The 23,619-nt window shown below is 41.6% G+C and carries 21 protein-coding genes; 10 read left to right on the plus strand and 11 right to left on the minus strand.

Annotation, left to right across the window (positions count from 1 at the left end; genetic code table 11):
* Positions 1–50: 50 nt before the first annotated feature.
* The 4 genes from CSV76_RS04770 to CSV76_RS04785 all read right to left on the minus strand — a co-directional run bounded on the left by CSV76_RS04770 (position 51) and on the right by CSV76_RS04785 (position 5,561).
* Positions 51–1,499 carry a phospholipase D family protein gene (locus CSV76_RS04770; RefSeq protein WP_099624863.1) on the minus strand — a complete coding sequence of 483 codons (1,449 nt, stop codon included), beginning with the start codon at positions 1,497–1,499 and terminating at the stop codon, positions 51–53.
* A gap of 105 nt (positions 1,500–1,604) precedes the next feature.
* Entirely contained in the window at positions 1,605–2,381 is a 777-nt protein-coding gene (locus tag CSV76_RS04775) for an ABC transporter ATP-binding protein (RefSeq protein WP_085427531.1), read from the minus strand.
* 63 nt (positions 2,382–2,444) lie between these two features.
* Positions 2,445–4,130 (minus strand): BCCT family transporter, encoded by a 1,686-nt coding sequence (locus CSV76_RS04780; protein ID WP_085427532.1) that lies wholly within the window; start codon positions 4,128–4,130, stop codon positions 2,445–2,447.
* Positions 4,131–4,313: 183 nt separating this feature from the next.
* Positions 4,314–5,561, minus strand: coding sequence for an EAL and HDOD domain-containing protein (locus CSV76_RS04785; RefSeq protein WP_099624864.1), 1,248 nt, complete (start codon positions 5,559–5,561; stop codon positions 4,314–4,316).
* A 281-nt stretch (positions 5,562–5,842) separates the two neighbouring features.
* Here CSV76_RS04785 and CSV76_RS04790 point away from each other — a divergent pair, with 281 nt between their 5' ends.
* The 5 genes from CSV76_RS04790 (at position 5,843) to CSV76_RS04810 (ending at position 10,839) form a co-directional block, all read left to right on the plus strand.
* Positions 5,843–6,058 (plus strand): spore coat associated protein CotJA, encoded by a 216-nt coding sequence (locus CSV76_RS04790; protein WP_099624865.1) that lies wholly within the window; start codon positions 5,843–5,845, stop codon positions 6,056–6,058.
* The gene (locus CSV76_RS04795) at positions 6,058–6,321 is read left to right on the plus strand and encodes a spore coat protein CotJB (RefSeq protein ID WP_085427535.1); all 264 of its coding nucleotides are present in this window, start codon (positions 6,058–6,060) and stop codon (positions 6,319–6,321) included. Before CSV76_RS04790 ends, CSV76_RS04795 begins: the two co-directional genes overlap by 1 nt.
* A gap of 36 nt (positions 6,322–6,357) precedes the next feature.
* Entirely contained in the window at positions 6,358–6,927 is a 570-nt protein-coding gene (locus tag CSV76_RS04800; protein WP_099624866.1) for a manganese catalase family protein, read from the plus strand.
* Positions 6,928–7,033: 106 nt separating this feature from the next.
* Complete coding sequence (locus CSV76_RS04805) at positions 7,034–8,710, plus strand: ABC1 kinase family protein (RefSeq protein ID WP_233204410.1); 1,677 nt, start codon at positions 7,034–7,036, stop codon at positions 8,708–8,710.
* A 71-nt stretch (positions 8,711–8,781) separates the two neighbouring features.
* Entirely contained in the window at positions 8,782–10,839 is a 2,058-nt protein-coding gene (locus tag CSV76_RS04810) for a catalase (RefSeq protein ID WP_099624868.1), read from the plus strand.
* A gap of 579 nt (positions 10,840–11,418) precedes the next feature.
* Here CSV76_RS04810 and CSV76_RS04815 read toward each other — a convergent pair.
* A complete protein-coding gene (locus tag CSV76_RS04815) occupies positions 11,419–12,303 on the minus strand; it encodes a LysR family transcriptional regulator (protein WP_085427539.1) in 885 nt (294 codons plus the stop codon).
* Positions 12,304–12,414: 111 nt separating this feature from the next.
* Between CSV76_RS04815 and CSV76_RS04820 the strand changes: the two genes are divergently transcribed.
* From CSV76_RS04820 to CSV76_RS04830, 3 genes are all read left to right on the plus strand, one after another.
* Positions 12,415–13,605 (plus strand): coenzyme F420-0:L-glutamate ligase, encoded by a 1,191-nt coding sequence (locus CSV76_RS04820; RefSeq protein WP_085427540.1) that lies wholly within the window; start codon positions 12,415–12,417, stop codon positions 13,603–13,605.
* A gap of 128 nt (positions 13,606–13,733) precedes the next feature.
* A complete protein-coding gene (locus tag CSV76_RS04825) occupies positions 13,734–14,546 on the plus strand; it encodes an alpha/beta fold hydrolase (RefSeq protein ID WP_085427541.1) in 813 nt (270 codons plus the stop codon).
* 3 nt (positions 14,547–14,549) lie between these two features.
* On the plus strand, positions 14,550–15,494 hold the full coding sequence (locus CSV76_RS04830; RefSeq protein ID WP_085427542.1) for a GGDEF domain-containing protein: 945 nt from the start codon (positions 14,550–14,552) through the stop codon (positions 15,492–15,494).
* 46 nt (positions 15,495–15,540) lie between these two features.
* Here the strand turns inward: CSV76_RS04830 and CSV76_RS04835 are convergent, their stop codons facing one another.
* The gene (locus tag CSV76_RS04835) at positions 15,541–16,731 is read right to left on the minus strand and encodes an MFS transporter (RefSeq protein WP_099624869.1); all 1,191 of its coding nucleotides are present in this window, start codon (positions 16,729–16,731) and stop codon (positions 15,541–15,543) included.
* A 12-nt stretch (positions 16,732–16,743) separates the two neighbouring features.
* The gene (locus tag CSV76_RS04840; RefSeq protein ID WP_099624870.1) at positions 16,744–17,163 is read right to left on the minus strand and encodes a MarR family winged helix-turn-helix transcriptional regulator; all 420 of its coding nucleotides are present in this window, start codon (positions 17,161–17,163) and stop codon (positions 16,744–16,746) included.
* 165 nt (positions 17,164–17,328) lie between these two features.
* Here CSV76_RS04840 and CSV76_RS04845 point away from each other — a divergent pair, with 165 nt between their 5' ends.
* Positions 17,329–18,561 carry a dicarboxylate/amino acid:cation symporter gene (locus CSV76_RS04845; protein WP_233192336.1) on the plus strand — a complete coding sequence of 411 codons (1,233 nt, stop codon included), beginning with the start codon at positions 17,329–17,331 and terminating at the stop codon, positions 18,559–18,561.
* A 109-nt stretch (positions 18,562–18,670) separates the two neighbouring features.
* Here CSV76_RS04845 and CSV76_RS04850 read toward each other — a convergent pair whose 3' ends face one another.
* From CSV76_RS04850 to kynU, 4 genes are all read right to left on the minus strand, one after another.
* Positions 18,671–20,311, minus strand: a complete 1,641-nt coding sequence (locus CSV76_RS04850; protein WP_099624872.1) for an S-layer homology domain-containing protein — start codon at positions 20,309–20,311, stop codon at positions 18,671–18,673.
* A gap of 67 nt (positions 20,312–20,378) precedes the next feature.
* Entirely contained in the window at positions 20,379–21,197 is an 819-nt protein-coding gene (kynA, locus tag CSV76_RS04855; RefSeq protein WP_085427547.1) for a tryptophan 2,3-dioxygenase, read from the minus strand.
* On the minus strand, positions 21,194–21,826 hold the full coding sequence (kynB, locus tag CSV76_RS04860; protein ID WP_085427548.1) for an arylformamidase: 633 nt from the start codon (positions 21,824–21,826) through the stop codon (positions 21,194–21,196). The genes kynA and kynB overlap by 4 nt, the downstream gene beginning before the upstream one ends.
* A complete protein-coding gene (gene kynU / locus CSV76_RS04865; protein ID WP_099624873.1) occupies positions 21,823–23,094 on the minus strand; it encodes a kynureninase in 1,272 nt (423 codons plus the stop codon). The genes kynB and kynU overlap by 4 nt, the downstream gene beginning before the upstream one ends.
* 123 nt (positions 23,095–23,217) lie before the next feature.
* Here kynU and CSV76_RS04870 point away from each other — a divergent pair, with 123 nt between their 5' ends.
* Positions 23,218–23,532, plus strand: coding sequence for an MGMT family protein (locus tag CSV76_RS04870; protein ID WP_085427550.1), 315 nt, complete (start codon positions 23,218–23,220; stop codon positions 23,530–23,532).
* The last annotated feature ends 87 nt before the right edge of the window (positions 23,533–23,619 follow it).

The raw sequence follows: 23,619 nt of genomic DNA on the forward strand, positions 1-23,619 counted from the left end.
TCAAGCATCTACTTTATTCAAGCTGTTACTTGATTTCTATCACATAACACTTAATACGTTGTCAGCTTCACCCAACGCTGCAATGCATAAATTCCGCGCTGGAAAAACGTCAGGCTGTCTTGATATTCTTCTACATCCAGAGTATATAATGCATCTTCGTTATTCCATATTCGATCGAAATATTCATTAATTTCGTCTGTTAACTCGCTGTCAGTCGGCGCTATAATGCGGAGATTTGCTTCTAAGTTATAATCTCTTAGCGTGCGCTCTGTTATATTGGAAGATCCATTTGTAATGTACGTCTTGTCCGCGGTCTGTACAGTTACTAACTTCGTATGGTATTGACCAATTACGGTATTATACCAACGCACCTTAATTTTATCATCTGTATTTTCCCTGATTTCCTGTACTACTGGGCGATTGGGTAATCCTGATTTTTTACTGCCAAATGAATTTTCATTCGGATCCAAGACGATCTCTACATGAACACCACGATTGGCTGCTTCTTCTAACGGTCGGATCACTTCCTGCTCCGAAAGATAAAACATACCCATCCGAATCAGATCTCCTTTTTTCGCCTTTTCGATATCACTAACTAAAGCATCTAGTACTTTACTTTCCGTTACGTACTGAACTTGATAGGGTCCTTTTTGTTCTTCCGCTTCGATTCGCGGCAATTTTCCGCCTGACGAATACTGAAGCACAGCTTCCTCAGATTCCAATATATCATTCTGCACTGGACCCTTTACTTTAAACGCCACATTGCCATGGCGACCGCTTGCTGCGTGTGGATTAGATGAAGTCACCAATGCAGCTTGTTCAGTCACTAATGTTTTACGATGATTCGCTTTTACGTTTAGCAATTTCAGGTAAGAAGAAAACTTCACATCTGGTGCATCACTGGCTAAGAAATTAGGGAAATGATTCCCCCCCTTAAAATCAAACCATTGAAGGAAGATACGATATACACCCGAGTATAAAGGCATGGAATCACGTAACGGTTCCAAATCTGTGTAAACTACTTGAACCCCTGCTTTTTCAAGCGCTTTAAACCACTCGGATTCATACGATTCATAGCCGGTATTTATCGGATCTGTTATGTAAACGATGGGCATGTCGGGGAACTCTTCTTTCTTCTTTTCGAGAACGTCTGTTAGTTGATCAGCTATTTGAGGAAAGTCTTCTTTCTCATCATAGTAGTCATCCATTAAAAAGAAATCGAGGACAACAAACTCTTGCGCATCTTTAATCATTTCAAATACTTCATTAAAAATACGGAGTTCTGATTTATAATGATCTTTCTCTTTCGTTTTTGAATATGTCAAATCATAAATGAACTCTACTTCTTCTACTTGATGCAAATCTCCTTTGTAGGAGATACCAGGTGGTAATGGTTTATATGTTTGCCATAGCATGACGCCTGCATATAATAATGCAAAAAACAAAAGTACATAAGACGCTATACGTTTCTTTGTCCACTTGCGTTCCACTTTCTTCATAAGAGCCCACCCCCTTTTTTACTTGCTATGTACACTACGATTCAAGCTCGTTACTCTTACTTAACATCCCCTCTTCTTTTTGCTATAAACAACAATACGGTCCTATTATTTTATCGATAGATAAGGTCTTTCAGCGCGCCACTCGATCGTTACAGGAACTTGATACGTCTCTGATAGGAGTTCATCTGTCAATACCTCTTTTTTAGGACCGCTTGCAACGATCTTTCCTTCCTTTACCAATAGAGCATGAGTAATTTCAGGAACGAGTTCTTCAATATGATGCGTGACATAAATGAGGTGAACATTATTCTTCGTGGCAATTTTAAGTGCTTCAAGAAATTGTTCTCTCGCCAAGATATCCAGTCCGGAACACGGCTCATCTAAAATTAATAAATCAGGCTCTCCCATTAATGCGCGAGCGATTAACACTCGACGCTTTTCCCCTTCAGACAGCAGTCTAAATTTCTTTCCTTTTACATGTTCCAATCTAAATTCTTGTACTAGGTAACTCGCTCGTACCCAGTCTTCATCCATGATTTTATCGTAAATACCGAAGCTTGCGAATTTACCACTGATCACAATCCGCTCAATTGATTCATTCCAGAAATAGTCCGAGAACTTCTCTAGGGAACTACTGACGAAGCCAATCTTTTTGCGTAATTCAGGTAAGTAGGCATTCCCAAAGCGCTTACCCAGTACTTCCACTTCACCACCAGACGGAATTTCATATGTAGAAATAATAGATAATAATGAAGTCTTACCGGAACCATTTAGCCCAAGCATTCCCCATTGCTGTCCCTGTTCTATCTCCCAACTTACGTCTTGCAGTATTTGATGATCCCCTCTTATAAACTGAACGTCTTCTACTTTTACAATTGCCATATACATTGCCCCTCCTGCGGTAAAAGACCGGTTCGTGCAAAAGCAACGAACCGGTCCCTTCTATTATTCATTCTTTTCTTTCTCAACTTCAAGATACTTCTTTTTCTCAAGTTCTTGATACTTTCTATCGTTCTTTTCTTTTATCTTTTTTGCCTTTTCAGCTTCTCTGCGTGCTTTCTTCTCTTTTTCACTTTCTTTGCGTTTGCGTCTCTTCTTGACTTCGCCTTCTACGTGCTCAAATTGACGTATATCTGTCGGTCTGACAGTAATCGGTTCTTTGGTCAGTAGTTTTGCTAGAGAGAAGATTAATAATAATAGAAGTAAGGTAAACGGCAAGGCGGATACAAGTGATGCTGATTGCAAAGCTTCTAATCCACCTGCTGATAACAATACAGCTGCAATAGCAGTCATAAGGAATCCCCAGACGAATTTAACAACCAATGGAGGGAACAAACTGCCACGCGTTGTCATACTAGCTAAAATATACGTAGCTGAGTCGGCAGACGTAATCAGGAATGTAAAGATCAATACGATAGCGAGGAACGATACAAGACCGGTCATCGGTAAGTGTTGAAGCGTCGCAAAAATTGCAGACGTAACATCTTTGTCTACTTCTTCTGCAATCTGTGTGCCATTGCGTAAGTCACTGTATAAGGCAGTTCCTCCAAGTGTTGCAATCCACATACAAGAAAATGCTGGTGGAATAACCATGACCCCCATGATGAACTCACGGATTGTCCGGCCCTTGGAGACGCGCGCAACAAATGCACCTACGAACGGAGACCATGCAATTGTCCAAGCCCAGTAGAATATCGTCCAGTCCTTCACCCATGTACCACCCTGATACGGTTGCAGACGCAAGCTGTACGTAATGAAGTTATTGATATAATCTCCTATAGCTAGTGTAAAGGTTTCTAGTATAAATACTTTCGGTCCTACTATAAAGAAAAATAACAATAATGCAATCGCCATACCTAAGTTGAAGTTTCCTAAGTACGCGATTCCTTTACTTAAGCCGGATGAAGCAGAGGTCATATACGCAACGAATACTACTGCAATAATGATTAGTTGAATGGTGAATGTACTCTTAATGTTAAATACATATTCCAATCCCCCACTCATTTGTAGGACACCCATACCTAGTGAAGTAGCAATACCCATGACAGTTGCTACTACCGCAAATGAATCAATACCTGTCTTCACGTGACGGTTACTACCTATTAAGGGCTCGAGTGCGGTTGAAATTAAACCGTCCTTTTTCTTCCGGAACTGTAGGAAGCCAATGACCAAACCTACAATACCAAAAATAGCCCATTGTGAAATGCCCCAGTGGAAGAAAGAATACCCCATCGCTATACGAGCAGCTTCTTCTGTCTGCGCTTCAACGCCTGCCATAGGAGACTTGAAGTAGTGACTCATTGGTTCCGCCACGCCCCAGAATACCAATCCTACACCGAACCCAGCAGAGAACAGCATGCCAATCCATGTGAAGAATGGATACTCTGGACGTTCCGTGTCGCCACCCAAGCGGATTGCGCCAAATTTACTGATTGCCAATCCTACCAAAAACACGATAATGATAAATACTGTTAGTAAGTAAAACCAACCAAAATTATCTGTTGTGAAATGATAAAGTCTTTCAGATGCTTTTCCGAATGATTCAGGTATAACTGTTCCTAATACAACAAGCACAAAAATAAATATGGCGGAAATTGAGAACACGGGATTTTTCCAGAATTTTTTATCCACTACTATCGACTCCTAGTGTTCATTTGGTAACTCTCTTACTACACTCCATACCCTAATTTCACGAGATATAACGTATTTCCGTTTATACATATTACAGAAAAGAAAGTTTCTGAACAGATTATAACTGTATATACTACACATCAAAAAAGGCATCTTCAAGAGAAAATGCCTTTTCGTATGTATTCAACTCAAGTCTTCCTCTATTCCATGTGACCAGCGCATGGCTTGAAGGTAGATCTCACTTAACACTTTCTTTGGGATCGACAGCTCAGCAGATAACCGTTCTACGGTTTCCCAGTCAAAACATTCTACAGCTTTAACCAATTGTAGATAAGAAGACATTTCAGTCTGTTTTCCATTTAACGTGGCAATAATGACGTCCGATAGTGATAGCAACGGCAATATGTCTTCCCATTTCCGACGCATTACCGCATCGATCAATGAAAACATGCCTGTGAGAAAGTATTCATCCTTATTTGGTTTTCTATTATACTTCGCCAACTGTTCACATGTTCTTGCACGACGAAGTGACAATTCAACGAGCACTTTCACACGACCATCCTGTTGCTCTACACCTAAGTCATGCAACATCAGAACCTGCAACCACTTCTTTGTACCGTTTAAGCCAATCAACATAATCGCTTGCTTAATCGAGCTGATTTGCCGTGGAATATCGAAGGCTAGTGAATTAATAAAACGCAATAGTTTATAGGAGATCGAAACGTCACGCATAATCAGATCGCAGAGTTGATTAATGGATTGAGTATCCTTACGGAAATAATCAATAATCTGTAAGTGCACTAGCGTATTAGGTGGAATATCTGCACTTTTAATAATTTCTGGTTTCGCAAAGAAATAACCTTGAAACAAATCATATCCACTTCTTAATGCAAGTTGATAATCCGCTTCCGTTTCTACTTTTTCTGCTAGTAAAATCAGCTTTGGATATTTCCGTAAAAATGTAGCAATACGATTTTTCTGAACTACACTCGTCAGCATGAAATCTACTTTGACAATATCTACGAGCTCAAATAACTGGGAGTACATCAAGTACTGGTCTTGTAAAATAAAATCATCAAGCGCTAACGTGAAACCCGCTTCTTTAAACATGCGTAAACGATGTAACAGGGCAGGGGTGATTTCCACGTCTTCCAGAATCTCTATAACGACTTGATTGTGATCTAAACTCATAAATAAATCCTGCGCCAATAGCTCGCCTGAGAAGTTAATGAATGAACGAACACCACTCGTTACTTGATCAATTCCTACAGAGAGGAATGTATTGACCAACAAACTAATTGTAGCCTGTTCGGGGTTAATATCAGGAAAGAAGTTCTCTTCGCTATTTCGATACAATAATTCGTATGCGTATATATTACCTGATCGATCAAATATCGGTTGTCTACCGATAAAGATGGAGTAATCATCCATTTAGTTCATCTCCACGTTTCATTTAAATATCTCACTTCATTTGTATTCATTCCACAGCACTAGGCATTTAAAGTAATTTACTAGTCATTTTAGCCGTCTAATTCTTTACTCCCTCCATTGTACTAGATTTCAATGTATTTATAAATACGTTAATTACATATAACTATTCCGTGACATGAGTTTTTGACTACTAAGGTTCATCTGGTTGTTGCACAGAGTGATTATGTTTAGTCATACGACATGAGAAAGTTACATATCTTGCGTAGAGGAGTTGATAACGAATGGATTATACGTTCACAGGCAGTTATGAACCGTATATTTCTCCATGGGATCCGTGTCCACCTGTCAAAGTCAAAACGTTTTCCTTACCGCCTCAACTATTTATGATTTTCCAGCCCGCTTCACTTCCACAATTCTCACCTGCTGAAGCTTTACAACATGGGTCGCTGTGGCCGGCACTAGTCGATGGCTATTCAAAAAGGGAGGGGATCTCCTGATGGATGCGACTGAGCGAAGAGACATGTTGAAGAATGTGCAGCAAGCCGATTTTGTAGTAGTCGAACTGACACTCTATACCAACACGCACCCTGAAGATCAAGAAGCTCTTACGCAATGGAGACTTGCTATTAAAGAAGCGGCTAGGTTACGAAAATTGTATGAAAAGCGTTTCGGACCGCTTTCGCTGCATTCCATACCGTCGGAACAAGCAATTGATACAGGTTGGCGTTGGAACCAAGCACCTTGGCCATGGCAAATGTAGTCTTAAATACACACTAGGTTACTGGAGGGAATATGGATGTGGGTTTATGAGAAAAAATTATTGTATCCGGTAGAAGTCAAAGAGTGTAACCCAAAACTTGCGAGGTACATCGCGGAGCAATATGGTGGTGCAGACGGCGAACTCGCTGCTGCATTACGCTATATGAATCAGCGCTACACCGTTCCTGACAAAGTGATCGGCGTACTGAATGATATTGCAACCGAAGAGTTTTCCCATTTAGAAATGCTAGCTACCATGATTTACAAATTAACGAAAGACGCTACACCAGAACAACTTGAAGAAGCTGGTCTTGGTGCACATTACGTCAATCACGGTCATGCGCTGTTTTATGAAAATGCGGGTGGTGTACCCTTTACGACAACGTACATCCAAGCAAAGGGAGATCCGATAGCTGATTTGTACGAAGATATAGCAGCGGAAGAAAAAGCGCGCGCTACGTATCAATGGATTATCGATATTTCAGACGATGCATGGATTAATGATTCTCTAAAGTTTCTAAGAGAAAGAGAGAACGTCCATTCACTGCGTTTCCGTGAAGCGGTCGAAGTCTTGAAGGATGAACGTGACAGGAAAAAAATCTTCTAAAATAGAAGGGTCTCCTTTTCTCTTTTCAACAGAGAGGACGGAGACCTTTTTAGTGTTTAATTATACGAGTTCAATGGTATCTTTTGTAGAGAGGGTAGATACGGAGGTGTTCTTTTTGTTAAAACGAAGAATGAAAAATGCACAACGTTCACAAGAAATCATCAATGTCTTTTTAAGAAATGGATTTAGTCACATCTTATTTCGTCTTGGACTGACAGATCGTAAATTCGCTTCTGCGGACGAACAAGTTGATTTGAATTTGTATCATGTCGGTAAAAAACTACGAACTGCATTAGAACAACTTGGACCAACTTTCGTAAAGCTTGGGCAAATCGCCAGCGGCCGTCGGGATTTAGTGCCTGAGGAAATTGCTTCAGAGCTTGAGAAACTACAAGACCACGTAGAATCTTTTCCATTTGAAGTCGTGAGGGAAATCATCGAGCATCAATTAGGTGGAACGATTGAAGAACTCTTCTTGGAATTCAATGAAAAACCACTCGCTTCAGCTTCTATAGGTCAAGTGCATACCGCTCGTTTGCCTAGCGGTGAACACGTAGCGGTGAAAATCCAGCGACCTAATATCCAACGACAAATAAATACTGACCTAGCCATCTTGCACGACTTGGCAGGGTTTCTCGAGAAGAATATGGACTGGGCGAAAGCGTATCATATAAAAGATTTAATCTATGAATTCTCCCATTCACTACGGGAGGAACTAGATTACCAACTGGAAGGCCGTAACGCTGAACGGATCTCGCAACAATTTGTGAAAGATCCTACGATTCAAGTCCCAGTAGTCTACGATGAATACACTACGCGTGTTGTCCTAACAGCGGGACTGGTCACAGGTATTAAAGTGAGCAATGTCGGACAACTAGACCGCGAAGGGTATGATCGTAAGGTGATCGCAGAAAGAATTGCGGATTCTATGCTTTCTCAAGTAATGGAAAACGGCTTTTTCCACGGTGATCCCCATCCGGGTAATATTTTCATTGCACCTGGAAACGTTATTCATTATTTAGATTTCGGTATGGTCGGTCAACTAAGTAAGGAAATGACTTATCATTTCATTTCCTTACTCGTCGCCTTACAAAGAGGAAATATCGCTCGATTAATCAATGTATTCGAAGCTATGAATATTTTACATGAAAAAACTAACACAGATGCATTGTATCGTGACTTGCAGATTATTCAGCGGAAATATTATGAAACATCACTTACAGACTTAAGATTAGGTGATGTATTCATGGAGATTTTCTCAATTGCTTATCGACACCGCATACGTCTGCCGAATGAAATCGCCATTCTTGTAAAAGTGATTCTTACACTTGAAGGTGTACTAGGAAAGCTGGATCCTTCTTTCAGTATTATGAAAGCCATCGAACCGTATGGTAAAAAGATGGTGTTCAAACAATTCGACCCACGCTACTTACTGGAAAACGGCTGGCATACCTTTGTAAAGAATGCTGAAATTTTATCCGAGTTACCAAACGATATGAAAAAAGCTATCAAAACTATAGAAAAAGGTAAAGTGGAATTAGACGTCGGCTTGAAGCAAACGAACATTATATTCCGCCGGCTTGATAAGATTGCCAATCGCTTATCCTTAAGTATTGTGTTGTTGGCATTTAGCATTCTCATGGTTGGTCTCATTATCGGTTCTGCTATCGCTGGACAAACAGCTCTCTTCTTAAAGTTACCTCTCATTGAAGTCGGCGCGGTCATCGCAGCCTTAATGTTTACTTATTTATTATTTTCCATCATACGTTCCGGTAGAATATAGTCTTCAGTTTATCCTCTCGTAATTGGGGAATAGGATAGGCAGACTACTATTTTACGATGGGAGGATTTTATGTGAAGAAAGATCATCAAGTAAATAAAGAGAGTAAAAATAAACAACTAGAGACGTTTCGCGCATACGATGGCGAACACGCTATGACAACGAATCAAGGTTTGAAGATTTCAGAAGATGAGCACTCCCTAAAAGCAGGGACGCGTGGTCCGACGTTGATGGAGGATTTCCATTTCCGAGAGAAAATGACGCACTTTGACCACGAGCGGATTCCGGAGCGGGTAGTTCACGCACGAGGATTTGCGGCGCATGGTGAATTCGAAGTGTACGAGTCCATGAAGAAGTATACGAAAGCAGGATTCTTACAGGAACCAGGTATCAAAACTCCTGTATTCACTAGATTCTCTAGTGTAGCAGGGAGTAAAGGTTCCGCTGAAACCGTACGTGACGCGCGAGGTTTTGCTGTGAAGTTCTATACGCAAGAAGGAAACTACGATCTAGTCGGAAATAATATACCGGTTTTCTTTATTCAAGACGCTATTAAATTCCCTGACTTAGTACATGCTGTGAAACCCGAGCCTCATAACGAAATGCCGCAAGCCGCTTCAGCACATGATACATTTTGGGATTTTGTTGCGAACAACCAGGAATCTGCACATATGGTCATGTGGCAAATGTCCGACCGTGCCATTCCTCGGAGTTTCCGAATGATGGAAGGTTTTGGTGTTCACACGTATCGCTTTGTAAACGATCAAGGTGAAGCGCACTTTGTGAAATTCCATTGGAAACCAAAACTCGGTGCCCACTCATTAGTTTGGGATGAAGCGCAGAAGATTAACGGTAAAGATCCTGATTTCCATCGTCGTGATTTATGGGAATCAATTGAAAATGGCAACTTCGTGGAATTTGAACTTGGCGTACAGTTACTAGAAGAAGAAGATGAATTCAAATTTGATTTTGACATTCTAGATCCTACTAAGTTATGGCCCGAGGAAGACATTCCGGTAAAAATCATTGGGAAAATGACTTTAAACCGCAACGTAGACAATGTATTTGCTGAAATGGAGCAAGTAGCATTCCACCCCGGCAGCGTAGTACCTGGAATTGATTTCTCGAATGATCCATTGCTACAAGGAAGACTGTTCTCTTATACAGATACGCAGTTGATCCGTCTAGGCGGACCTAACTTCCATGAGTTACCTATCAACCGACCGGTCTGTCCATTCCACAATAACCAGCGTGATGGATATGGCAGACAAACGATCAATGTCGGACAGACTCACTATCATAACAATTCATTATCCAATAATAAACCAGACACGAGTTCCGAGGAAGATGGCGGTTATGTACATTACCAAGAGAAGGTAGAAGGTCGCAAAATACAAGCCCGAAGTGATTCCTTTAAGGATCATTTCTCACAGGCCCGTCTATTCTGGAACAGTATATCCGACGCGGAAAAAGAGCATATCATCGCAGCGTTCAGCTTTGAAATTGGGAAAGTGAATGATATGAATGTGAGAAAACAAGCGGTAGATATGTTTGCTAATGTCGATATGGATATGGCGACTCAAGTTGCAGATGCAGTCGGTGTCGATGCACCAACAGATGTTTCGCAGTCCACCGAATCCAAGTCATCCCCTGCCCTTAGTCAGGAAAACATGGCAAAAGTGCCTGATACGCGTACAGTAGCCGTATTGATTGCAGACCAATTTGACGATAATGCACTTGAGCCATTTTTGAAGGCTTCATTGGACGCAGGTATGACAGTTGATATTGTGAGCGAGAAGTTCGGTAAGCTGACCGGACAGAACGGAGCGACAGTCGATGTCGACGAAACGCTACTGACGGTACATTCGGTTCTATACGATGCATTGTATGTTGTGGGTGGGAAAGCGAAGCAACAACAGAAGTTCGATGCAGATGTCGCTGATTTCGTTAATGAAGCGTATATGCATTTCAAGCCAATCGGATCTGCTCCAGCGGCGAAAGAGTTGATGGAGAAGTCGAAGGCAAAACCAGGTCCTGGTATTTTGATGGACTTGACAGTTTCAGGCGAAGGCGAGCAATGGGTAGAGGCTGTTGCACACCACCGTTTCTGGGATCGTAATATTTACGCATAATCAAACACAGGCTGTCACAAGAAGATCCCCTTCTTGCGACAGCCTTTTTTATGTATGGAGTTTAGTTCAGAGTCACAAGGCACTTAAGTTCAAGGTCAAGTGCTTAAAAGTGGTGAATGAGTTTGTGAGTGGTTCGGGATGGAAGCTCCAGTTGGCGGACGCTTTCCCATGGGCCTGCGGGAAGAGCCGTAACGAAGGACGGCTTTTGCGAGTAAAAGCGCAGCGTTAGGAGCACGTCTTTGCACTTCGCCGCCAACTTCCGCTTCCATCCTACGTTGATAGTACAGTTACTTAAATCACTCATTGAACGTAGTATTTGAATTATTATTTTGTCCTAACTTTTTAAATTCAAGTACTGAAGTTAAAAATCTATTACAACACGTATTTTAATGCAGAACAAAAAGTATCACCCACTTACATTGCGAGGGATTGGAGCGTAGGAGGGGCGACTCTGGGAGGATCAGCGGGACAGGTGAAACACCCTGCGAGCGAAGCGAAGGGGTGTGGTTCACCGCCCGCCCGTAAGACACGCGTCCCCTCCGAAGCGTAAATCCCAATCCCAACACCCTGCCATCCTATCTAATTCTTCTCCAATATCCCAATAAACTTCGAAGCGGCTGGTGATAATGACACTCCCTTTAGGTAGCAAACACCGATGCTACGCTTAGGAATGGGCTCCAAAAACTCTACTTCCTGCAGCTTGCCTTGTTCTAGATACTCCGCTGAAAACTCCCTTACGACGCAAGCAATCCCTAAATTAATCTGCGCAAACTCCAGCAATAGCTCATGCGAACCTAACTCGAACTCGGGATAGATCTTGACGCCTTGCTTCAGCAAATATTCCTCCACATACTGACGGGAATTGGACTTCGGCTCTAGTAAAATCAATGGTAATCTCGAAAGTTCCTGCAACGGTACAGGCTTCATGAACAACTTTTTAAACCTCTCGCCGTAAACAAAGGTATCCTGCACATCGAAACAAGCGCGTTTCTCCAAAGAATCATCTTCAATTGGAAAATTACAAATCACGATGTCCACTTCACCAGACTTCAGCGCAGCGATCAATTCCAATGTTGTGCCATTAATGATCTTGAAGCGGATACTTGGAAAGTTTGTATGAAAAGCTTCTAGGTAAGGAAGCAGATAATAACGAGAAATCGTGTCCCCTACCCCAATCTTTAATTCACCTGAAGAGAGGTTTTTCAATTCCTTTAACTTTTCATTGCCTGCCTCGATTAAATTCAGTGCCGAATTGACATACTCATATAGTAACGATCCCTCATCTGTCAGTGTGACACCTTTGGAAGTCCTATTAAACAGGCGTGTATCTAATGCTCGTTCCAACTGTGAAATAATCTGGCTGACTGCGGGTTGTGTCATGAAAAGACTCCTTGCCGCTTTTGAAAAGCTTTCATTTTGAACAACTGTACGGAATACTTTATACCACTCCAAATTGATAGACATATAACCCCACCTTATATCCCCTATTAAGTATATTAATTTTACTTATACCATGAAAGCACGCTATAATACAAAGAAGAGTGATCAAATAAGTTTCACTAAGGAGCGATTGTTTTGGGAAGAGTTGTAGGAACGGTTGTTAGAGGATTGCGTTGCCCAATCATTAATGAAGGCGACAATATTGAACAGATCGTAGTGGACAGTGTCATAGAAGCATCTGAAAAAGAAAATATTACATTTCAAGATAAAGATATCGTCTCGATCACAGAGTCGATTGTAGCGCGTGCACAAGGTAACTATGCAACGATCAGCGATATCGCTAAGGATATTGAAGCAAAATTCGGTGATGATACGATTGGTGTCATTTTTCCTATTCTTAGCCGCAACCGTTTTGGAAACTGCTTACGCGGTATCGCGAAAGGTGCAAAGAAAATCGTATTGATGCTTAGCTACCCTTCCGATGAAGTCGGTAATCACTTGGTTGAGCTAGATCGTTTAGATGAAAAGGGAGTTAATCCTTGGACTGATGTATTGACTGAAGCAGAGTTCAGAGAGCATTTCGGTGATAACAAACACCCATTCACGGGCGTTGATTATATCGAATACTATAAATCATTGATGGACGAGTTCGGTGTAGAACACGAGGTCATTTTCTCCAATAATGCGAGAACGATTTTGGACTATACGAAGACAGTCTTGACATGCGATATTCATACACGTTTTAGAACAAAGCGTATTTTAGAAGCAAACGGTGCTGAAAAGATTTACAGCCTAGATGACATCTTGGCAACTTCCATTGACGGCAGTGGCTACAATGAAGAGTTCGGTTTACTCGGCGCAAACAAAGCTCAAGAAGACAGTATCAAACTATTCCCACATAGCTGTCAGCCTATAGTAGACAACATCCAGAAAATGCTTAAAGATCGAACTGGAAAACACATTGAAGTAATGGTGTACGGAGACGGTGCATTTAAAGACCCGGTAGGTAAGATTTGGGAACTGGCTGATCCAGTCGTATCACCTGCTTATACGGAAGGCCTTGACGGTATTCCAAATGAAGTGAAACTAAAATACTTGGCTGATAATGATTTCTCTGAGTTACGTGGAGAAGAGCTAAAGAAAGCTGTTACTGATTTCATTGAGAAGAAAGATACTAATCTAATGGGATCCATGGCTTCACAAGGAACGACTCCTCGTAAGCTGACGGATTTAATCGGTTCATTATCTGACCTAACTTCAGGCAGCGGCGACAAAGGTACACCTATCGTCTTTATCCAAGGATACTTCGATAACTACACAAACTAAGAATAAATACCTGTGAGAATACTCACAGGTATTTATTTAGTTTATCGTCTAAATATTATAATACAATCTATATTCTATGCTACAATGGTAATAATTTGAGTGATTGTCTTCAGAAGGGATTTGGGTGTATGTCTATAGATATCAAGAAAAGAAACGCAGTACATATAACAGGTTCAGGAGAACAAACTATCATGTTCGCACACGGCTTTGGTTGTGATCAGACGGTATGGAATCATGTCATACCTGCTTTTGAAGAACATTATCAAGTTGTGACATTCGACTATGTCGGCTCTGGCAAAAGTGATAAAACGGCTTATTCAGCAGAACGCTATGAAACATTGCCTGGCTATGCTTTAGATGTAATAGAAGTGTGTGACGCACTGAAACTAAAAAACATTATCTATGTCGGACACTCCGTAAGTGGAATGATTGGTGTACTTGCCTCAATCCAAAGACCTGATCTGATGGAGAAACTAATCATGATTGGTCCTTCACCTCACTATTTGAATGAACCTAATTACATTGGTGGTTTTGAACGTGAGGATATTGATGAATTGCTTGATATGATGGAGATGAACTATAAAGAATTCACTAAGTATCTAGCGCCGATTGCGATGAAAAATGAAGACCGTCCACATCTATCTGAAGAGTTTGAGTGCATGCTGGATACAAATGATCCCGCTATTGCACGACGCTTTGCGGAAGCAACATTCATGTCAGATGTTCGTGGAGAATTATCTAAGGTTACGACAAAAGCGCTTATTTTACAGCCAACCGAAGACACGATCGTACCGATTGAAGTAGGTCACTATATCAAAAACTGCATTTCGGGCAGCGAATTGGTTATCATGGAAGCAAAAGGGCATAATCCACACATCAGTCATCCTGAAGAGACGATTAAGGAAATTACACGTTTTATTGAAAAGGACAGGAGCGTATAAATCATGGATGAGCGGTTGAACTTATTGCCTTGCGGATATTTCGTCTTAACAAGTGATTGGGAATTTGTTGAAATGAATAAGACGATGCGAGATATATTGCGCTTGAATAAAATGCCGTGCCATATGCATGATGTGTTAACAGTTCCATCCAGAATATATTTTCAGACCTATTTTGTACCTTCTATTTCTGTACATCAAGAAGTACGGGAAATGTATTTAAACTTCAAAGTAGAAAAACGAACAGTTCCTGTATTAATGAATGTCAGTGAACGCGATGGACTGTATGAAGGAGTGATCGTGCAGATTAAAGTACGAGATGAATACGAAAATCAGTTGTTGAAGTCTAAGAAAGAAGCAGAGCGAATTCAGCAACGAACAGATGAAGCTTACAATAAACTACTTGGATTGCTCGAAGAAGTAGAGTACAAGCAACAACAACTTTTGGAGTTAAATGGAGAATTGCAAGAGTTGGCTACTCGCGACGAATTGACTGGACTGTATAATCGTCGCGTGTTTCAAAGAAGTCTCGATGCCGCGATTGATCGTGCAGAACACTACGAGGCGCACTCATTTTCTTTACTGCTATTTGATATTGACCATTTCAAAACTGTCAACGATACTCATGGCCATCAAGTAGGCGATGATGTATTGAAGGAGCTGGCTTGTAAGCTAGAGAACAGAATTGATTCTCCAGACTTAGTAGCGCGTATTGGTGGAGAAGAGTTTGCCGTACTATTTGACGACCCTAATCATCAAAATAACTGTACAAAGGCAGAAGATCTTCGCCGCTATATACAGGATTCAGAATGGGTCAGTATAGCGATCACTGTCAGTATGGGAATCACAAGTTATCAGGATGGTGATCAATCCAGTAATATTTACGTTAGAGCTGACGATGCCCAGTATGCTTCTAAACGTAATGGACGAAATTGCCTTACTTGTTTATAAAAAGACACTACAAAACGAACATTGTAGTGTCTTTTTATATAATGTATTACCCTCGTTCCACAACAGGACGTCTGCGGGTCCGACTGAATAACATGAAGAACGCTAACGCAATAATGACAACAAGCATTAATACTAAGTATAGTTCTTGGTAGCCGATAATCGGTACAAGCAACCCTAGTACGTAGGGTCCGAATCCGAATCCGAAATCGAGGAAGATAAAGAATGTCGATGTAGCCACACCTAAACGCTCAGGCTTCACACCTTGCAAAGCAATCGCTTGTGCACACGATTGGAAGTTACCAAAGCCGAGCCCAATAATGCCCCCTGCTAGAAGTAACATCCACCCTGCACTTGTGGCGCTTAACAATAGCAATCCTCCCGCAAACAGTATGAGTGAAGGATAAACAACAAAATTATTACCCTTTACATCCAACAGCTTGCCCGTGTACGGTCTTGAGAACAGTACAGCAATGGCATAGACTAAAAAGAAGAAGCTAGCTGTACTTACCAAGTTGATTTCTGCTGCATAAAACGAAATGAATGATAACACACCCGAATATGCTACAGCCGCTAATAACGTAACGAATGCAATAGGTAATGCACGCATTTCCAATAAACCCCGAACGCCAAGTTTCTTCACGGCCTCTGGTAAATCCTTTTTAGGCATAACCGCCGGTGTCTTCTTAACGAAAAAGAACATCGCTCCACAGCAGACACTAATAGCTAAACAAAACATAAAGAGCACATTGAACTCATAACGTTGGCTAAGGAAGATACCGAAGAACGGTCCAATAGCCGTTGCCAACACTGTGCTTAAACTAAAATACCCAATCCCTTCACCTCTTCGTGATGGCGGAAGCATTTGAGCCACCATAGTACCTGTTGCGGTAGATGAAATACCAAGACCAATTCCATGAAGGAATCTGTTGGCCATCAATAATGGTAAGCTAACAGCACCAAAGTAAAAGGCAGAGGCTACTATAGTTACAGCTAATCCGATCAATAAGATATTTCGACTCCCCATCCTTTCTATCAATCCGCCTACTGCCAGACGTGCAATAAGTGTACCGATGATGAAAATACCTGATACAAGTCCTGCAACACTAGTCGATACACCATATTCTTCTACCGAAAAAGGCGCGATGGTGACAATAAGTAAATACATCACCAGCATCAAAAAGAAATTAATAATAGATATTACGATAAAGTCCTTTGTCCAAATTTTCTTATTCTCCATTCGATCACTCTCTTATTTATGTAGATTTTGGTTAGCTAACTTCATAATACGGATACCTGCTTCTATATCTTCTCGTGTAGCGCCTTCAAGTAATCCTTCGTAAAATACTTCCAAGTCGGCCATCACCTTGATAACCGTAGCTTCTCCTTTTGGTGTTAATACAATCCATTTTTCTCTTCGATCTGTTCCAGGTCGGATAGTTACCATTTCCATTTCCAATAAGCGTTGAATGATTTTGGTTACACTCGGTTTCTCCACTTGTTTGCGTACCGCTATTTCTGCGGAAGTCATTTCGCCTTCAAACCACAGTAACTTTAGTATGCCCCACTGCGAATGAAATAATTGATAGGGTGCCAGCAATGTATTTAAACGATTCAACACAGGACGATAAAACTGAATATACTCAGTGAAAAACTGTTGGGATTTTTTCATATGTTCTTCTCCTCAATTAATTAGTTAGGGTGCCTAACCATTAATATTATTTTAAGCTTATTGCGATAAAAAGTAAAGTAAATGGATGTTAATGAATATAACTTTCTCGCATCTATATGATATGATGAAATGATCTACTTGAATAATAAGGATACGAACGGGAGAGTGAACCCTATTTGGAATAAATATAAGAACACACCTTTTGTTGCTAAAATCACAATTGGATTTATCGCCGGTACATTACTCGGCATCTTTTTTAATGAATATACTACTTTCCTCGAGCCATTTGGGACATTGCTGCTAAATTTACTCAGCCTTATTGCGATCCCAGTCATTTTTCTTACAGTTGTTATGGCCGTCAATCAAATGAATTTAGCCCAGCTAGGTAAAATGGGCGGGAAACTCATTCTATACTATGCAGTAACAACTGCCGCAGCGGTATTGATCGGATTAACATTGGCTATGTGGATCAAACCGGGAAATAATTTAACACTGCCTACTGATGCAGTTGTAGAACCACCAGTTACCCCGGGATTCTCGGAAGTTCTATTGCAAATCGTACCAAAAAACATTTTCGCAGCCTTTACAGCTGGTGATTTGATGGCAATTTTATTTGTTGCGGTCATTATTGGCATGGCCATGTCTTCAATGAAGTTTTCTAAAGATACGAAACTTGTTGAGATGGGTGATTTGCTTGATCGTTTCTTTAGTGCACTAAATACAATGTTCTATAAAATACTTGATGGCGTCTTATTATACGCACCTATTGGTATTTTCGCAATCAGTGCCACGGCCTTTGGTCAACAAGGCTTGGAAACATTCCTTGGATTACTTTCATTCGTTGGGGTCTTCTATCTAGGCATATTGATTCTCTGGCTCTTTGTATACAGCGGATTCCTGAAACTGTTTGGAAATCCTGTATTACCGTTTTATCGCAATACGAAGGATGCCTATACAACTGCATTTTTCACTTCAAGTAGTATTGCATCATTGCCGATTGCTATTGAATCCGCAAAGAAAGCGGGTGTCTCCGAGAATACAGCGAACTTCGCTCTACCACTTGGTGCAGTCTTCAATTCTGACGGTGGTGCATTACGGATGGGCATTTCCATCGTCTTCGCAGCGAATATTACGAATCTGAACTTATCAGTTGGAGACTTGATCACTGTTATTGCAATCGGAACATTGCTTTCCATTGGCACTGCAGGTGTTCCTGCTGCGGGATTGGTCACGCTATCCGCTGTACTGACCATGTTCGGTCTCCCACTTGAAATCGTGGCATTAATAGCCGGAGTCGATGCATTAATTGGTATGGCAGGTACTGCTTCCAACGTCATGGGAGATATTGTAGGGGCTGCTGTAGTGGATAAGAAAACACCGCGTAAGAAATTTGCTTAACTAGCACTGTTGATCAATTTCGAGCTAGTGTGATGTTCTAAAATTAAACAAAACCAAAAGACCAACCTCTATACTGGGGTTGGTCTTTTGGTTTTTACTTTATTACTGTTTATTGTGCAATAGCTTCCATTGAATGAACAATCATCTTCGCAGCATGTGCACGCGTCGTAGGATCATTTGGCATGAACTTGCCATTGTCCCCTGTTGCGATATTCATCTGGTAAAGACCTGCAATGGCCCATTGCGTATCTTTCGAAAACTTTTTGATATCTGTAAATGGTGCAGCAACTGTTGGCGTGAATGGTTTGCCAGTTGCTACTTCATATGTCCGACTTAGTACTAGCGCTAACTGCGCGCGAGTAATGGGCTGATTTGGCATGAAGTGGCCATTCACTCCACTGACTAAACCATAGTCGTAAGCTGCTTGAATATCCTTCTTTGTGCTGTCGGCATAGTCTGCTAAGTCGTTAAATGCCCATTTTGTGCTCTTCGGCTTAAGATTCAGTGCGCGGACCAAGATAGATGTAGCTTGCGCACGCGTCAACGATTTGTCAGGGCGGAATGTATGATCCGCATAGCCACTGACGATACCTTTCATTGCGGCCATTTCAATAACATCTTTTGCCCAGTGATTTGTAATATCCGTAAACATCACTGTAGGTTCTACTGGCTCTTTGTCTAGTGTGTATTTAGCGTTCAAGTGTTGCATGCTCTTTTTACCGTTTTGATCAACGGCTTGAACAGAGAAATGATACTCTTTATTTGGCTGTAGATCCGTGATTTCATACGTTACTATAGGAGACATCACTTCACCTACCATTTTGTCGCCATTAAAAATCTGGTACGTTGAAATCATTCCCGTATCAATGACCGGTACCCAGTTTAACTCTACTGTCGTCGCATCTTTTGCTGTAACTGTAAATGCGTCTTTAGCAAACCATGAGTAGTTCTCCATCAATGATTTGTGGAAAGCTTCCATTACTACTTTGTAGCCTGCTTGACTCAAATGAATATTTTCAGGATTAGGCAAGTACGTATAAGGATCTTCAGCGATCTGCTTTGCCGTCTCTACAAACTGTGCTGTAGTTCCTGTCAGTCCACTTTTAATCGCACTATTTATTGACATGACCAACTGTTCGACCATAGGCTGGTTTTGTGGACTTAAGTAAGGAAATGGATTGTAATAGCCCATCACATATACTTGTGCATCGGGATTCAAAGCATATATCTTTGCGAGGATCTGCTGTGTGTTCGTGCCGACCTTCATCATGGCAGCTGTTAGTTCACCTGAATTATACACCGGCGTACCCTTATCATCAAACTTGATATTCGGCAATACATCGTTTGCTCCAATAGTTAATGTGATGAGGTTAGCTTCTTTCACCGATTGATGAAGAGTAGCTGTTTGATCGGAGTGTCCCATACCGACAATCGGCTTCGTGACGTCCATTTCAAAATCCTTCAATACATCGGCCGTTTTATAGCCTGGATATGAAAACCCTTTATTGCTTGCTAGTAATACTTCCTGTTTAGCCAATGTTTCCGCTAAAAGATCTGTATACCCTATACCCAGTTCGTTCGTTGGTGTGACACCCGCTGCCAATGAATCCCCTAGTGCTAAATAATTGATAGGAGAAATCCACGTAGGGGCTTTTTCAGGATCTGCAGCAGAAGCTTGGAACGGCATAATAGCAATTTGCAAAACTAGTGCAAATGCCATCACTACATAGCTAATCGACTTCTTCGTCATTATACATACCACCTTTCCATTTTCAGATTATTGTAAATTTAATCATAATCGCTAGCTTGCCAGTCTGTCAAATTTTAGTCCGTACGTCCCATAGCTCTGGAAAGAAGCGATGATCCAGTACAGATCTTAAATAATGAACACCAGAAGATCCACCCGTCCCTTGCTTAAAGCCGATAATGCGCTCCACTGTTTTCATATGTCTAAAGCGCCATTGCTGGTGACTGTCTTCGATATCAACTAGCTTTTCCGCTAATTGATACAAATCCCAATAGCGATCTACATCGCGATATACTTCAAGCCACGCAGCCGCAACACTTGGGTCCCCTTCATAGGTGACAGAAAAGTCACGTGTGAGTAATGCAGGGTTGATAGCAAAGCCCGCACGTGCGAGTGCTTGAATCGCTACATCATAAATCCCAGGGGCTTTATACGCTTTCGCCAATCGTTCCGATAGCTCTGAATCTTTTTCATAGATTTTAATGATTTGTGGTTGCCTATAACCTAATGCAAATTCAATCAAACGGTTTTGATAGGATTGGAAGCCTGATGCCTTTCCTAAACTGTCACGAAACTCCATATACTCGGCAGGTGTCAATGTAGCCAACACATCCCACGCTTGAATAATTTGGGTTTGTACCTTCGAAACACGCGCAAGCATTTTGAACGCTTCAGGCAATTCATCTTGCTGAATTGATTCAATCGCCGTTTCAAGCTCATGTAAAATTAACTTCATCCACAGTTCATTCACCTGATGAATAATGATGAACAACATTTCATCATGATGACCCGACAGACGCTCTTGACTCGATAGTACCTTGTCTAAATGCAAATACTCGCCATACGTCATCGATTCCCTAAAATCCGTATGAATACCTTTCTCCTTCATGACTCCAGCCTCCTGACAACTGCACGGACAGGACTTCCATCCGCCTCTTCCAATGCTAATGGTAATGCGATCAATTCATAGTGCCCTACTTCCAATGAATGCAAAACTAGATTTTCGATAATGATGACATCATTACGATATAACGAATGGTGGCCTAATAATTCTTTACTGGTTTCCGGATCAACGGAAGGTGTATCCACACCAATCAGACGAATACCACGCTCTTTCAATAACGGCCCGACGTCTTCACCGATCACTGTAAAACTCTGGGGAAACTTCGTTGGTGTCGGATGACTTCCCGTTTTCAATAAAAGGCGTTCAGCACCGCCAAAGTCCAGTGGCTCTAGATCAGCCCGTGTTACGCAACTAACGCCTGTCACGTCTACTAGACAAGCCTTACCAATATATAAGTCCACGGGCAGCTCCAAAATTCTTAACCCATCATTGTCATAATGAAAAGGAGCATCCGTATGTGTGCCAATATGCGTGCTCATCGTTAATTTTCCAATGTTAACAGAACCGGATTGTTCTTTCGATACCGCTACTTCATAAGAAAAAGGCGTATCTCCTGGCCACTCCGCGATATGCTGATTCAATGGTTGTGTAATATCAATCCACTGACTTGTCATGCAACCACCCCACGTTCATTCGGAAATTCTTTGTATAACTCTTCTTTCATAATCGTTTTAAGTATTTGTACAGCTTCCCACACATCTTTAAATGAATTGTACAACGCAACCGGTGCTAATCGAATACCATCAGGTGCTCTGAAGTCAGGAACCACGCCTTGCGCTTTCAATGCTTGGCAAATTCTTGCCGCCTCGTTATGCTGTAATAATAAATGTCCGCCACGGGAATCATCTAGTGGATTGCCGATACCAAACGAATACTCTTGCAGTTCATCGTCAATACAATCCAGCATGAAACGTGTCAGTGCCAATGACTTCTCGCGGACTTTATCCATTCCAAGTTCCTCAAACATTTCAAGCGAGCCGAGTAAAGGAGCTAGACTCAATACATGCGGAGTACCGATTTGGTATGCCCCTGCGTCTGGTGCTGCTGTCATCGTGTGATCCATATCAAATTGCTTTGTTTTATCCGAGCCGAACCATCCAGCAAGACCTGCCTCTTTGCCGAAATGACGTTCATTGATGAATAGCCCGCCTACTGCTCCGGGACCGCCGTTTAAGTGTTTATATGTACACCAAAAAGCGAAATCCACATCCCAGTTATGCAGTTCATGAGTCACCGCACCGATTGAATGGGACAAATCAAATCCGATTACAATTCCTTTTTCCCTTGCTGCCTGAGTAAGCGTTTTCATATCCAACACTTGACCACTGCGATATAGGACAGAAGGAAGCACAATCAATGCGATGTCATCTGTCATTGCATCGATAATTCGATTTTCATCAAGCGTGAGCCCGTCTTCACTTTTCACACGAACTAGATGCTCTTCCGGATCGAGACCGTGTACTCGAATCTGACTTTGCAGTGCATAAATATCTGATGGGAAGTTTAATTCATCCGCCAATATTTTCGTGCGCTTTCCTGAAGGTCGATAAAAGGTAGAGACCATTTGATGCAAGTTCGTTGTAGTAGATCCTGTCGCGATCACTTCCGACTTTTCCCCTCCAACTAACGGCGCCATTCTATCCCCTAGTTGTTCTGCCATGAAATACCATGGGTGCTTTCCTTCGGTCCAGCCGTCAATCCCTAAAGTCTTCCAGGATTCTAGCAATTCGAATAGTTTCTTCTCTGCACGCGTGGACAGCAAGCCCAGTGAATTTCCATCCATGTAAATTTTATCTTGCAACAAATAAAATTCCTTCCGGTACGGGGCTAATGAATCTTGTTGATCTAGTGTTATTGCATATTCAAGTGTATTGGAGCTCATTTATATTCTCCTTTCTGTCTGTACATAAATAATACCATAATGCCATTCGATGTCATCTGAATGATGATATGACCTTCACTAAGTTCTATGCTAAACTTTAGTAAAAAGGAGGTTTTCATAGCTATGGAAGCTTTTACTGAACAGGCCGTAGCGATTATTAAAGCGATTCCGCCAGGCCATGTCATGACGTATGGTCAAGTAGCCTCGGAAGCCGGTAATCCCCGTGGCGCAAGACAAATCTCACGTATTTTACATTCTATGAGCGCCAAATATGACCTTCCGTGGCACCGCATCATCAATGCCCAAGGAGGAATCTCCACTCCAGATCATGCAGAGGATAAAGGAAACACACAGCGAGAGCGATTAATTTCGGAAGGCGTTCAATTCAACGAAAACGGACGGATCTCGCTTGATACGTATCGCTGGCACCCTGAATAAAAGCTTTATGAGCGCTCGTAGCTGTTCTATGATCGGTTTCGCGATGTGATAGAGCGACTACGGGCTTTGATAGAGCGGTCACCACGC

This window comes from Sporosarcina sp. P17b (genome assembly GCF_002743115.1).
GTDB classification, from domain to species: Bacteria; Bacillota; Bacilli; order Bacillales_A; family Planococcaceae; genus Sporosarcina; species Sporosarcina ureae_C.

Excerpts from the sequence above, each read along its gene's own strand:
- CSV76_RS04830 (WP_085427542.1), top strand. The coding sequence starts at position 14,550 with ATGGATGAGCGGTTGAACTTATTGCCTTGCGGATATTTCGTCTTAACA.
- CSV76_RS04835 (WP_099624869.1), bottom strand. The coding sequence starts at position 16,731 with ATGGAGAATAAGAAAATTTGGACAAAGGACTTTATCGTAATATCTATT.
- CSV76_RS04795 (WP_085427535.1), top strand. The coding sequence starts at position 6,058 with ATGGATGCGACTGAGCGAAGAGACATGTTGAAGAATGTGCAGCAAGCC.
- CSV76_RS04775 (WP_085427531.1), bottom strand. The coding sequence starts at position 2,381 with ATGGCAATTGTAAAAGTAGAAGACGTTCAGTTTATAAGAGGGGATCAT.
- CSV76_RS04870 (WP_085427550.1), top strand. The coding sequence starts at position 23,218 with ATGGAAGCTTTTACTGAACAGGCCGTAGCGATTATTAAAGCGATTCCG.
- kynU (WP_099624873.1), bottom strand. The coding sequence starts at position 23,094 with ATGAGCTCCAATACACTTGAATATGCAATAACACTAGATCAACAAGAT.
- CSV76_RS04850 (WP_099624872.1), bottom strand. The coding sequence starts at position 20,311 with ATGACGAAGAAGTCGATTAGCTATGTAGTGATGGCATTTGCACTAGTT.
- CSV76_RS04815 (WP_085427539.1), bottom strand. The coding sequence starts at position 12,303 with ATGTCTATCAATTTGGAGTGGTATAAAGTATTCCGTACAGTTGTTCAA.
- CSV76_RS04800 (WP_099624866.1), top strand. The coding sequence starts at position 6,358 with ATGTGGGTTTATGAGAAAAAATTATTGTATCCGGTAGAAGTCAAAGAG.
- CSV76_RS04825 (WP_085427541.1), top strand. The coding sequence starts at position 13,734 with ATGTCTATAGATATCAAGAAAAGAAACGCAGTACATATAACAGGTTCA.
- kynB (WP_085427548.1), bottom strand. The coding sequence starts at position 21,826 with ATGACAAGTCAGTGGATTGATATTACACAACCATTGAATCAGCATATC.
- CSV76_RS04840 (WP_099624870.1), bottom strand. The coding sequence starts at position 17,163 with ATGAAAAAATCCCAACAGTTTTTCACTGAGTATATTCAGTTTTATCGT.
- CSV76_RS04770 (WP_099624863.1), bottom strand. The coding sequence starts at position 1,499 with ATGAAGAAAGTGGAACGCAAGTGGACAAAGAAACGTATAGCGTCTTAT.
- kynA (WP_085427547.1), bottom strand. The coding sequence starts at position 21,197 with ATGAAGGAGAAAGGTATTCATACGGATTTTAGGGAATCGATGACGTAT.
- CSV76_RS04785 (WP_099624864.1), bottom strand. The coding sequence starts at position 5,561 with ATGGATGATTACTCCATCTTTATCGGTAGACAACCGATATTTGATCGA.
- CSV76_RS04790 (WP_099624865.1), top strand. The coding sequence starts at position 5,843 with ATGGATTATACGTTCACAGGCAGTTATGAACCGTATATTTCTCCATGG.